Origin of the sequence: Akkermansia sp. UBA7090 (assembly GCF_002493465.1) — a bacterium.
Taxonomy (GTDB): Bacteria; Verrucomicrobiota; Verrucomicrobiia; order Verrucomicrobiales; family Akkermansiaceae; genus Akkermansia; species Akkermansia muciniphila_A.
The window spans coordinates 1-12,487 of the sequence record NZ_DKYW01000026.1 but is presented as its reverse complement, the minus strand read 5'-3'; the positions used below and the strand labels follow the sequence as shown (position 1 = coordinate 12,487).

9 protein-coding genes are annotated in these 12,487 nt (G+C 55.6%); 3 read left to right on the top strand and 6 right to left on the bottom strand.

The genetic code is table 11. The features are described from left to right. Window positions 1-25 precede the first annotated feature (25 nt). The gene (locus B3075_RS09275) at window positions 26-466 is read right to left on the bottom strand and encodes a hypothetical protein (RefSeq protein ID WP_290488324.1); all 441 of its coding nucleotides are present in this window, start codon (window positions 464-466) and stop codon (window positions 26-28) included. Between the two features lie 641 nt (window positions 467-1,107). Next, a complete protein-coding gene (locus B3075_RS09270) occupies window positions 1,108-2,049 on the bottom strand; it encodes a uracil-DNA glycosylase (RefSeq protein WP_290488323.1) in 942 nt (313 codons plus the stop codon). 156 nt (window positions 2,050-2,205) lie between these two features. Here B3075_RS09270 and thiH point away from each other — a divergent pair, with 156 nt between their 5' ends. Both thiH and B3075_RS09260 read left to right on the top strand, forming a co-directional pair. Continuing rightward, window positions 2,206-3,342 carry a 2-iminoacetate synthase ThiH gene (thiH, locus tag B3075_RS09265; protein WP_094136346.1) on the top strand — a complete coding sequence of 379 codons (1,137 nt, stop codon included), beginning with the start codon at window positions 2,206-2,208 and terminating at the stop codon, window positions 3,340-3,342. 205 nt (window positions 3,343-3,547) lie between these two features. Then, window positions 3,548-5,332 (top strand): LTA synthase family protein, encoded by a 1,785-nt coding sequence (locus B3075_RS09260; RefSeq protein ID WP_290488322.1) that lies wholly within the window; start codon window positions 3,548-3,550, stop codon window positions 5,330-5,332. A 60-nt stretch (window positions 5,333-5,392) separates the two neighbouring features. Here B3075_RS09260 and B3075_RS09255 read toward each other — a convergent pair whose 3' ends face one another. After that, window positions 5,393-6,550, bottom strand: a complete 1,158-nt coding sequence (locus B3075_RS09255) for a hypothetical protein (RefSeq protein ID WP_094136348.1) — start codon at window positions 6,548-6,550, stop codon at window positions 5,393-5,395. 222 nt (window positions 6,551-6,772) lie between these two features. On the opposite strand from B3075_RS09255, the gene B3075_RS09250 reads away from it, so the two are divergent. Beyond that, the gene (locus tag B3075_RS09250) at window positions 6,773-9,133 is read left to right on the top strand and encodes a glycoside hydrolase family 95 protein (protein ID WP_290488321.1); all 2,361 of its coding nucleotides are present in this window, start codon (window positions 6,773-6,775) and stop codon (window positions 9,131-9,133) included. Window positions 9,134-9,376: 243 nt separating this feature from the next. On the opposite strand, the gene B3075_RS09245 is transcribed toward B3075_RS09250, so the two are convergent. From B3075_RS09245 to B3075_RS09235, 3 genes are all read right to left on the bottom strand, one after another. Then, a complete protein-coding gene (locus B3075_RS09245; RefSeq protein WP_290488320.1) occupies window positions 9,377-10,750 on the bottom strand; it encodes a DUF2851 family protein in 1,374 nt (457 codons plus the stop codon). Between the two features lie 17 nt (window positions 10,751-10,767). Further along, window positions 10,768-11,295, bottom strand: a complete 528-nt coding sequence (locus B3075_RS09240) for an STAS domain-containing protein (protein ID WP_179218384.1) — start codon at window positions 11,293-11,295, stop codon at window positions 10,768-10,770. A 147-nt stretch (window positions 11,296-11,442) separates the two neighbouring features. Beyond that, a partial coding sequence (locus B3075_RS09235; RefSeq protein WP_290488319.1) for a prenyltransferase/squalene oxidase repeat-containing protein occupies window positions 11,443-12,487 on the bottom strand: 1,045 nt, incomplete at its 5' end.

Sequence of the window (12,487 nt, the reverse complement as noted above, 5' to 3'; positions counted from 1 at the left end):
TTCGTTGGTATACATGGTGTGATGATTAGTGCTTGATTGCGACGTCTATAAACGCCGAGTAGGTCGATTTAGACCTTTCACAATGATTGCTTGCCGCGTTTCCGGAAATTCGCCGCCCATTTCTTAAAAAAGTGAATTTTTCTTCCCGGAGCCGTTTCCGGAGGCGGCGCGCCCTGCTTTCCTCCAGATGAATGCTTCTGGCTGCCCGCGACAAATTCCCTTCAGCGTCAACCAATGCCTCAACCAGCTCCCTTTCCTGCGGCTCCAGGGATTCCATTTCCCGCTCGAAGTCTTCCCGGAACATCAGACCGGAAAGGAAGTCCGAATGCCCGTCAGCGTCAATTTCCTGGCCATCTTCATATTCAAGCGGACGGGCTTCCCGCAGCAGCAGCCTCTTCTTCCGGTTCCTCTCGCGCAAATAGCGTTCCGGCTCAAAAACGGTTACATTGCCCAGGTATGTTTTCATGCCGGCGCCTCCGCTTTTCCGGTAACGGCGGCAAACTTTCCAGCACCGGATTCTGAACCGTTGGAGGACATCCAGATATTCTTCCTCAGATATCTGAAACCCGATGGATTCTGCTTTTGTTCGGAGGCGCTGAGGAAACGCTGAAGGTGAAACGGGATCTTCGCCTCACGACACGGCGCGGTATCAGGTATTTCACCAGAGTTTTGATACGGAGGTGTCCGGAATTGAAAAGATTTCCGGATCGGAAACTGACGCCGGAGCATGGCGCTCATTTTCTGGAAGCTGCGTTTGCATCCCACAGGCAGGATTACAAGGGCCGGACGGTGATGAGGATTTGGTGGAGAGGATCATTTCGTAAGGTCCCGGACCAGTAAAACGGGAGGAAGTTTGCATGTCTCCGTGCATGCTGTGCTTCGGCGGCTCCTGGCAGGATACGGGGCAGGGGGGGCAGCCTGTTCTATCCTCCCAATTGGCCGATGCGTTAGAGGCTGCTCCGGGAAAAAGCGGGATGGGGTCGTACAACCGCTTTGGAAAATAGAATGCGGATGCGCGGAGGCATACCAATGTTTCCTGCCACGCCAAATGGTTCAGGGATTTTTGCCTGCCTCAGCTGGAAATGAGGCATAAGGGAGTTTCCGGGGCTATTCCCTGGGCAGGAAGTAGCCGCGCTGTTTTTCTGAGATGGGCATGTCCAGGCGTTCCATAACGGCCAGCATGTCTTCCCATACCTTGCGTTTTTCCCGCGGGCTGTCTGATCTGAGCAGGTAGCTGGGATGGTAAGTGACGCGTACGGGAATGCCGTTAAGGTTGTGGAACCTGCCGCGCATGGAACTGACGGATCCCTGTTCCCCCAGCAGGCCTACGGCTGCGGTTCCGCCCAGGGCTATAATCATTTTCGGCTGGATGACCCGGATTTCATGCATGATGATGGGCAGGCACGCTTCAATTTCTTCCGGCGTGGGGGCGCGGTTATTGGTCCGCTGGTTGGGCAGGGCCGGGCGGAATTTGACGATGTTGGAAATGTAAACCATGTCTCTGGAGAGTCCCATGGCCCTTAATATCTGGTTGAGTTTTTCCCCGGCACGGCCCACGAAGGGCTCCTGCTGCACTTCTTCATAATATCCGGGAGCTTCCCCGATGAGCATGAGTTTCGTATGGGGATTGCCCGTGGCAAAGACCATGGTGTCCCGCAGGGAGTTGAGTTCCCGCGCCGGTTTCCAGTTTTGCGCCAGATGGCGGAGGTATTGCAGCTTGTCTTCCATTGTCCCTTCCGGAAGGGTGATGGAGAATGCCGGTTCCCCGCTTTGCGGAAGCAGTTCCGGTGGTTCCGGCATTTCGGCAGGTGCGGGAGCAGACGTCTGCAGGGGCGGCGGTTTTGGAGAAGCGGACGCTGATGCGGCGGGACGGCCTCCCTGTCTGGCGGCCACGTACCATGTTCTGAGAACGTTTCTGGCTTCATCCGTCAGGCTTGCTCGCGTTGTTCCCTGCTGGATCAGGGAATCAAGATAATGGCGGAAAAGGCTGTTCGGCGTAGCGCTCATGAAAGGATAAACCAGATTAGTCCATAAGAGGCCGTCTGTCACGACGATTCGCAGGTCCCTCTGCTTTCATGGAACGCGCCGTTCCGGGAAATGACACGGTAAAAGATGGTATCTTTTAAGAGGGAGGGGGCAAATTGGGGCTTTCCGGTCCAGGAATGGAAATGCAACCGGCTCTCTCCAATTTTACTTAGTTCACTTATGTCTTTTTCTGAAGAATTAAACGGTTTGATGGATTGCCCTTCTCCTCTGGTGCGCCGTTTCATGGCGTTGCTGGAACCGGTTGACGACGCCCGCCTGGAGGCGATGGCGCAAGAGAGCCGGCGCCTGACGCGGCTGCATTTCGGCCGGACCATCCGCCTGTTCGCCCCCATTTACCTGTCCAACGAATGCATCAATAATTGCAAGTACTGCGGTTTTTCACGGGACAATCCCATTATCCGCACCACGCTTACGGTGGATGAAGTGGTGCAGGAGGCCCGTTACCTGCACGGCCTGGGGCTGCGCAGCATCCTGCTGGTGGCCGGGGAGCATCCCAAGTTCGTTTCCGACGGGTATATGCAGGAATGCCTGGACGCCCTGCATTCCTTTATTCCATCCCTGGGGCTGGAGATAGGGCCGTTGCCGGACGACCGTTATGCGGAGATCGTCCGCCACGGGGCGGAACAATTGGCCGTGTATCAGGAAACCTATAACCGGGAAGTGTATGAAACCCTGCATACGGCAGGGATGAAGAAAAATTTCAACTGGAGGCTGGATTGTCCGGAACGCGCCTATCAGGGCGGTTTCCGCCGCATTCAGATAGGAGCCCTGTTCGGGCTTTCGCCGTGGCGGCGGGAGGCCATGGCGCTTGCCGCCCATCTGGATTACCTGCAGAAGCATTGCTGGAAATCCGCGCTTTCCGTAGCGTTTCCCCGCATGCGTCCCTATGCCGGGAATTACGAATATGAACCTGATCCGGACTTGATGCTGGATGACCGCCATTTTGTCCAGCTCATGGCCGCCCTGCGCATCTGCTTCCCCAGGATAGGCATGTCCATCAGCACCCGTGAACCCGCGCCGATGAGGAATGCCCTGATGCATTTGGGCATGACTCACATGTCCGCTATTGCGCGCACGGAACCGGGAGGCTACACGGGCGTGGGAACGGCTGCCGCCCATTTGACGGTGCGGGGCAACCGGGTGGATCTCCCCGATGACCGGAAAGGGCATTGCAAGGCGACGGAACAGTTTGAGATTTCCGACCAGCGCACACCGGAGCAGGTGGTCGGCGCCATACGGAATGCCGGGCTGGAGCCTGTCTGGAAAGACTGGGATGCCGCGCTGGATGTGGTGTAAGAGAGTCTTATCCCGTCTCTCTTCCGCAGAATGACATCCATATCCCCGTGATGTTGTGATGGAGCATTGACGGCATGCTCCGGCTGTCATATTTCCGGCAGTAATGATTCGTTATTATTGGAGGAGGTTTTGGCCGTTCCTCCTGTTTGCGTTCGGTATTGAGGCGGTGGAAAATCTGTTTACGGTATTTTTCGAATACCGAAACATGGATTTCGGATTGGTTTCCCTTCTGAAAACGGCATACGTTTTTCTGACGGAGTTTGCCGTCACCATGTGCTACTGGCTTATTCCCTACGCCGTTTATTTGTGGATTCTGCCGCGCGGGAAGGCGGGAGGGAAGGCGGACAGGTGGTTCACTTCCGCGTGGTTTTTCCTGTTTGTGCTCGCCAATCTGTTTGAAGATGTGGCGGAAGCCTTTTTCTGGAACGAGTTTGAAGCCAGCTTCAATTTCATTGCGGTAGACTATTTGGTTTACACCAAGGAGGTCATCGGGAATATTTACGAGTCCTATCCCATCATCCCTATTCTGGGCGGCATTCTGGCGGCGTCCGTTCTGGCCGTCTGGGGAATGAAGAGGTTTTTGTTTCCCCGGAACGGGGCGGTGCCCGCCGGATGGAAACGAGGCTGTGTGGTGCTGTTCCTGCTGGCCTGCGTCACGGGAGGATATTGGCTGGTGGATATCAAGGATGCGGATGCCGTGAACAACCGTTATAATTCGGAAATGGCCAAGGATGGCCTTTACAGCCTGTTCAGCGCCTTTCTCAAGAATGAACTGGATTACCGCGCCTATTACCGGACGCTGCCGGACGCGGAAGCGGCGGCGTTTCTGGCCCGGGAGTTTACGGCGGATGACACGTCCGTGCCGGGAGCTTCGTCCGGCAGTGTGAAGAGGCAGGTGCGCCCTTCCGGGGGAGTTATCCGCCCGAATGTCGTGGTGGTGGTCATGGAAAGCATGGGGGCGGAATTTTTAAACGAATGCCGGGAAGACGGGGCTGACGTCACTCCGTGCCTGAGCCGTCTGGGAAAGGAAGGCATTTTCTTCCCGAACACTTATGCCACGGGTACCCGTTCCGTACGCGGGCTGGAGGCCATCAGCACCTCCCTACCTCCGCTTCCCGGCATGTCCATCCTTCGCCAGGAAGGAAATGAGCATTTGCAGACCATAGGGTCCATCTTCAGGGACAAGGGATATGATCTCAAATGGATTTACGGCGGCTACGGGTATTTTGACAACATGAATTACTTTTTCGGACACAACGGTTTTCAGGTTCTGGACCGTAGTTCCATGAATGATTACGAGGTGACCCATTCCACCATCTGGGGCGTTTGCGATGAAGATTTGTTCCGCCGCGCCGTACGGGAGGCGGATGAATCCTGCGGACGCGGCAAGCCGTTTTTGCAGGTGGTGTTCACCACGTCCAACCACCGTCCCTACACGTACCCGGAAGGGCGCATTGACATCCCTCCCCGCACGGGGCGCATGGGGGCCGTGAAATACGCGGATTATGCGGTAGGCGCCTTTGTGGAGGAGGCCAGAACCAGACCCTGGTTTGACAACACGCTGTTCGTGTTCGTAGGAGACCACGGCGCCGGGAGCGCGGGAAAGCAGGCTCTTAATCCGGAAACGCACCGCATTTTTTCCATTTTCTACGCTCCGGCTCTGCTGAAACCGGAACGGCGGGAAATTCCCGTGAGCCAGATTGACGTGCTGCCCACTTTGCTGGGGTTGTTGAAATGGCCGTATGATGCGGCTTTTTATGGAAAGGATGCTTTAAAGCCTTCTTACCAGTCCCGGTATTTTGTGAGTAATTACCAGTATATCGGCTATTTGAAAGGGAAAGACATGGTGGTGCTCAAACCCCAGCGTGAAGTGGAATTTTTCCGGGACGGGGAAGCCGTTGCTCCGGACGGGCGGATGAAAGATCTGGAAAGGGAGGCGGTTTATTATTACCAGCACGCTTCCGGCTGGCGGACCAGTTTGAAAGAGTAAGGCCCCCGCCAGGTGCGGAGGCCACGCTTTCGGCATCATCCGACCGTGCGGAAAATGCGTTCAGGATTTGCTTCCGTCCCTGTAATCCTGAAGAGCGTCCCAGTGGAACGTGAAATGCTTCTGCATGTGCAGCCCGTTGGCGAGAATAAACATGAGGGAAATGCGGAATTCGTTGTTGTTCAAACCATCCAGCTCTTTTTTGTCAATTTTCATGGAGAATTTTCCGCTCTTTTTCCCAAGGCGCCGGGAGAAGGAAACGGCGTCATAGTCCTGGTTGACCGCATAAGGAGGATCCTGGATGTAAACGTTCAGAGCTTTAACGGTCTGGGGGCTTGTATAATTGCCGGAAATCAGAATCTGGTCTCCTTTGAAGGAGATGGCTACGTCCTTGACCTCCACTTCCGGCCTGCCTTCGTAAAATTGTTGGGCCGGGGTGACGGAGAATACTTCACAGGCGTCCAGCAGGGCGCAGCTGGCCGGAGTCAGGAACGTGGGGCTGGTCCCGAACGTGTAATTGCCCGAACCCATCAGGGCCGTGCCGTATTTTTTACCGTCCGAGGCGGTCTGGTGGTTGTGCGGCAGGTTAAGGCCGTGTCCCAATTCGTGGGCCATACCCCCATACCATTTGGTCAGCAGCCTTCCTTCTCTGGTTTTCTGGCCCAGATGTTTGATATCGAAGGCCGGATAATCCAGGGCGAAGCAGTTGCGCCCCATGCCGTAAAAGGGGACGCCGCCGGGATTGTCGGGGCCGTTCTTTTCGTCATTCCAGGTAGGCATGATGATAAGCGTGTGCTGGCTTTTTTTCCTGTCCGGATGTGCTTTGAAAAATTCGTCAAGTTCCTGGGCCGCTTTCCAGCCGCCTCCGTTTTCATAAGGATAATGGGCCGCCGGATATTTGGCCTTGTATTCAATGATGTTCACGCGGCCTGGAGATTTGATGTCCAGGCCGAAAGAACGCGCGCCATAGCCATGCCGCTGCATTTCCTTGCCGTAAAATTGCTGTAGGTGAAGGAGCAGTTCGCTGAGGCGCCGTTCGTAATCCGGAACGGGTTCCGTATCACTGCCCAGAAAATAGACGATATTGAGCTGCCGTGCCGTTTTTTTCAGGGCAATCCGGTCTTTCAGGGCGTCCGGAACAGTGACTTCCGCAAAGGATGTGTCGGAGGCCGCCCCCAGAAAGAACAGAGAAAAAAATGCGGAGAGAAGTCGTTTAAACATACTTGCCAAGGTAGGGGGCTCATTGTGAAAAACAAGGAAATTTGCTGTTCTCGCCATCATTGGAGGAAGCGTTCCTGAACCGGGAGTGGGATAACGGGGGAAAGGCTCCGCCATGTGGCGGACGATAAGTTTGGAATGGCTGAAAGATAGAGGTTGCGAAGGCAGTAGATATGTGACATTGTTTATTAAAGCATGCATTTCCAATCTCTATATTTATCTGCCGTGGCGGTAAGTGCCGTTTCTTTCGGGTGGGGGGCTCTGGATAAGCCTTCCGCCTCCAATTTGATCTGGTCTGATGAACCGGCCGTAGTTGTTTATCCGCAGGAAGACAAAAATTCCGAGGGCAGCTTTGGCAAGTACAGGAAGCCTGCCTCCGTTTGGGAAGCGGAAGGGTATCCCATTGGCAACGGTCGCGTGGGAGCCATGATTTTCAGCGCTCCCGGCCGCGAACGGCTTGCCTTGAATGAAATCAGCCTCTGGTCCGGCGGAGCCAATCCCGGGGGAGGGTACGGTTACGGGCCTGATGCCGGGACGAACCAGTTCGGCAACTATCTTCCGTTCGGGGATTTGTTCGTGGACTTTAAAAAAGGCGACCAGCCAGCTTCCCTGTCTGTGGAAGATTTTACGCGTGCCCTGGATCTCCGGGACGGCATTCATAAAGTGAATTACAAGGCTGACGGCGTGACGTATGACCGGGAGGCATTCTCCAGCACGCCTGCCAATGTTCTGGTGTTGAATTATAAAGCCAGCAAGCCCGGCCAGTTCAGCGCGGATTTTTCCGTTAACAGCCAGCTTGGAGCAGATATTTCCGCCAAGGGCCCCGTCATCACCTGGAAGGGGATTTTGAAAAACGGCATGAATTATGAAGGCCGCGTTTTGATCCGTCCCAAAGGCGGTACGCTTTCCTCCGCAGGCGATAAAATTTCCGTGAAAAATGCGGATTCCTGCATGGTTGTCATCGCCATGGAGACGGATTATCTGATGGATTATAAAAAGGACTGGAAGGGCGAATCTCCCGCCAAGAAGCTGGACCGTTATGCGGCCAAAGCCGCTTCTGCGGATTATGCCGCCCTGAAACAGGCCCACATTTCCCAATACAAATCCATGTTTGACCGGGTGAAGGTCAACTTCGGGAAAACGGAGGAGGATGTAGCCAAGCTGCCTACGCCGAAGCGTCTGGAATCCTATAAGAAAAATCCGGCAGACCCCGATCTGGAGGAAACCATGTTCCAGTTCGGCCGTTATCTGCTGTTGTCCAGTTCCCGGCCCGGCACGCTCCCGGCCAATCTGCAGGGGTTGTGGAATGATTATGTCAAACCGCCGTGGGCCTGCGACTACCATAACAACATCAACGTCCAGATGGCGTATTGGGGGGCGGAACCCGCCAACCTCTCCGAATGCCATGAGGCTCTGGTCAATTACGTGGAAGCAATGGCCCCCGGCTGCCGGGACGCTTCCCAGGCGAACAAGGGGTTCAATACCAAAGACGGCAAACCCGTGCGCGGCTGGACGGTGCGCACCTCCCAGAATATCTTCGGCGGCAACGGCTGGCAGTGGAATATTCCCGGCGCGGCTTGGTATGCGCTGCATATATGGGAACATTATGCGTTTACCGGTGATAGAAAGTATCTGGAGAAACAGGCATATCCCCTGATGAAGGAAATCTGTCATTTCTGGGAAGATCATTTGAAGGAACTGGGCGCCAAGGGCGAAGGGTTCAAAACAAACGGCAAGGAGCCGAGCGAAGAGGAGAAGAAGGATCTGGCCGATGTGAAAGCCGGAACTCTGGTGGCTCCCAATGGCTGGTCTCCCGAACATGGGCCGCGTGAAGACGGCGTGATGCATGACCAGCAGCTTATTGCGGAGCTTTTCTCCAATACCATCAAAGCCGCCCGCATCCTGGGCAAGGACGCCGCCTGGGCCAAGAGCCTGGAGGGTAAGCTGAAAAGGCTGGCCGGCAACAAAATAGGCAAGGAAGGGAATCTTCAGGAATGGATGATTGACCGCATTCCCAAGACGGACCACCGCCATACGTCCCACCTCTTTGCCGTTTTCCCCGGCAACCAGATCAGCAAGCTCAAGACGCCCAAGCTGGCGGAAGCCGCCCGTCTTTCCCTGGAATGGCGCGGCACGACCGGAGACAGCCGCCGTTCCTGGACGTGGCCGTGGCGCACGGCTCTGTGGGCCCGCCTGGGAGAGGGGAACAAGGCTCATGAAATGGTGCAGGGGTTATTGAAGTTCAATACGTTGTCGAATATGCTGACTACCCATCCCCCTATGCAGATGGACGGCAACTTCGGCATTGTAGGCGGCATTTGTGAAATGTTGGTGCAATCCCATGCCGGGGGCCTGGACATCATGCCTTCTCCCGTGGAAGCGTGGCCTGAAGGCTCTGTGAAGGGGCTGAAAGCCCGGGGCAATGTCACGGTAGATTTTTCCTGGAAGGACGGCAAGGTGAGCAACGTAAAGTTGTATTCCGCCCAACCCAAGGTGCTGCCCGTGCGCGTCAATGGGAAGATGACCCGCATGAAAACCCTGCCGATGAAATCGGCAGCGGAATCTTCGCAGCCCGCAGCCAGGTAAAAGAGAAATCCTTGATCCGGTTTTAGTTCCGGGACGCAACATGATCATGGCTTCCAGTCCTTTTGTAAGGGCTGGAAGCCTTTTTTATCCCGAACCTTTGCGGGAGGGGACAGTGTTTATTGAAAAAGTGGTGTATGCTGGAATGGCGCGTTCCGAAAGAAGGAATTTTTCTCCGGATGGAAAGGTTGGGGAGGATTTACGTAGGGGAAGGCCCTCCGCTTTAAGGAAAGAAGGGATATTCTCTCATTTCTTTTCCATCTGCCCGAGCAGGGAGCAAATGGCGCAGGAATGGAGGAAACACAGGTCATCGTGGATTTGAAGCAAAGCCTGGTGGTGCCAGGCTTTCGCAAGAAAGGCTTGTGCATCCGGCCTGCGGCCCAGCAGGGATTGGTAGACGGAGAGAACTTTTGTTCCCGCCTGTCCGGCCCGAAGGGAGAGATAATGCTTCCATGCGTGTTCGTCATCTTTCATCGGAAGAAGATGGTTGATGATGAAGTCCAAGATTCTATCCCGGCCCATCAGGGCCATGGGGCGGGGAGAGGGGGAGGAGGGAAGCGTTACATGGGTGCTCCAGTAGGGGTGTGTAAGGGAGGAGAGGTACTCTGTCAGTTTTTCCGTATGTCTGGCAACGCAAAGGCGCTTAAACGTATCAAAGTCTGCTGCGATGACGGACAGCGCCCCTACGCGCCTCTGCGGATGGTTGGCCGGCCTGTTGCCGGAAAATGTCCAGGGGAAGGAGCGGTCCGGCGCCAGTTCAAATTGTTCCCGCAGGGGCCACCATTGAGCCCAGAGTTTTTTGTGCAGATCTACGGCTTCCGGTGTGCAGGAGGCCGGCAGCACGGGAAGGAGGAATCCCGCCGTACCGAAGAGCAGGGATTCCGGGCAGTTCCGGATGGAGCGAAGGGGCGCCCGCAGGGCCAGGTGGCGCATGGCGGTTTTGTTGGCGTGATAGCCGAGCGTTTCCGCCAGGTTTTCAAAAAGGGTCTGTTCCTCTCCTGCGTATTTGGCGCGTTCCGCATGGCGGCGGTGTTTGTTCCGGAACCTGTAGGCTGCTGCTGATTGAAGAAGTGTTTCCAGAGACTCCGGAGCCATGGAAGCCAGCAGATCGGCGTGGAGGCAGTGGCGTACCGGGGCGCTGCCGGAAGGGGATGTTCCTGATTGCGCCAGCGCAGCGGGAGGAATGACAGCCAGAGGGATGCGTTCATGCCGGGCATTGCGGGTGAACCATCCCCTGCGGCTGGGCGTGCAGACGAGGTGCAGGATGACGCCGTTAAACCCCGGGTTGGAACCGTGCCCGTGGCGTTCCCAGTCTTCCGGCGCGGGATCCAGTTCGATGTCTCCTGACTGTGGAACGCCATTAATGCGTATCCTGGCGTTTAGAAAGTCCGGCCCGGCGGATTTATTCCAGTTCCCAAAATCCAGAATGTGAACGTCCCTGCCTGAATCATCCGTAAAAGAAGTTCCGAATACCCCTTCCAGCAGAAGAAGCTGAAGCGTCCGTTCGTCCGGAAGGGAGGAACGATTGGAAACGGAATATTCCCTGACGGCAGCCGGCCCTTCTTCCCTTGCTGCGGAAAGGGCTTCCTCATACAGGGAGGCCATGGAGCGCAGGTCCATGTGGAAGGGAGGAAATTTTATTTATCGTTCTGCCGTTCCAATTCTTCTTTCAGGCAGTCGGTTACGTTACGGAATTTTTCTTCGTTCTCTTCGCTCATTTCACTCAGGGTCAAATGGGAATTGAGAACGTGGAGAGTCTGCTCCTTGGCATCCAAATGGACGGAAGGGGCGTTTTCCGTACCCAGGGCGGCACGTATCTGCTCTACTTTTCCCCTCCAGGGGGCTGTGGGCGGTTCAATGCTGAGCAGGGCGTCCAGTCCCAGGCTTTCCAGAGCGCTCAGGCAGCGTTCGCTCGGGGAGGCGATTTGGATGGAACCCCCGATGGGCAGCAGCCGTCGCGACAGGCCTGCAAGAGTGCCCATGAAGGTGGAGTCAATGCCGGAGCAGGTTTCCAGATCAATGACGATCAGGCGTCCTCCGGAAGCGATGTAATCATCCCCCAGGGATTTGACAGTCGGGCTATTGGCAAAACTTCCGCGTCCGGAACACCGGATCCAAAGAAATTCATCAAAAAGTCCGAAAATGATGGAAGAATTGTTATTCACGTCGTTAGAAAATGGAAACCATATGAATAACAAGAGAAGCCGCCGCGGTCAAGTCAGGATTTAATTTGTGCGCCGCCGGCAGAAGGTCTGTTTTCTCGCATACAGAACCTTTTCCCGCGGCGCTCTTTCCGTTGTTCGGGGGATGCCTCAGGAGTTCTTGGTGCCTTCCCCCGTACCTGGCAGGAAACGGTAATAGGTTTCCAGCATCAGCGTTGCCAGGCACTGGCGGTAGATGTTTTCAGATTTGCCGCGCATGCCGGAAACGAATCCTACATCATTTTTCCGGAAACTGCCGTCCGCATTCTGGCCGCTGAGCACGGCGTCCCGGAACGCTTTGTTGTAGGAGGTCCATACGTCTCCGCCACGGTTCATGGCGGCCTGCACGCAGTAGTAATGCATGTAGAGATTGCTCTTGACGTTTTCCGTGCCGCTTCCCTGGCCCCACTGGAGGGCTTTGATATTGTTTTTGATCCAGTCCAGTCCCTTGCGGGCGGCGCTGTCCGAGCCGTTGCCCGTCATTTGCAGAGAAAGCACGCCCACGCCTACCAGGGAGGAACGGGGCATATTGCCGTTTTCCTTATAGGAGAACTTGCCGTCCGGCATGACGTTCTTGCGCACGTAGCTTGAGGCCTTGCGCAGTGTGGAGCGGATTTCCCCTTTGGTAGGTTTGATGCCTCCGTGTTCGGCGGCCTTGAGGGCCTGCACGTTCCATCCGGTGACGGAAAGGTCGATGTCCGGATTGATTTTGTTATTGTAGCTGTAGGCCCAGCCGCCGTTGGGGCACTGGGCGTCAATAATCCTGTCCACGGCTTTTACGACGACCTTTTCCAGATTGGAAATGGAAGGGATGTCCATCTGCTTGCAGAAGGTATAGGCTTCGCACAGGGCGTAGGTGGCTACCGCGTGGTCATAACAGATTTCCTTCAAGGCGGGCTGTTCCGACAGGACGGGGTTTTTCATGCCCAAGTCTACCAGGAAGGAGATGCCCTTCAGGACGTTTTCTCCGAATTCCTCGGAAAGAGGCGTTTCGCAATGGGCCAGATAGGCCAGCAGGGAAATACCGGTCATGGAGGCGCGGAATTGTCCTTCACCCCAGGAGCCGTTGCCGTTCTGCTGTGTTTTCAGCCAGCGGAGGGACTTGACCACGGCTTCCTCGCACTGCGGGGTACCTCCGTTTTCCGTGATGCGCTTC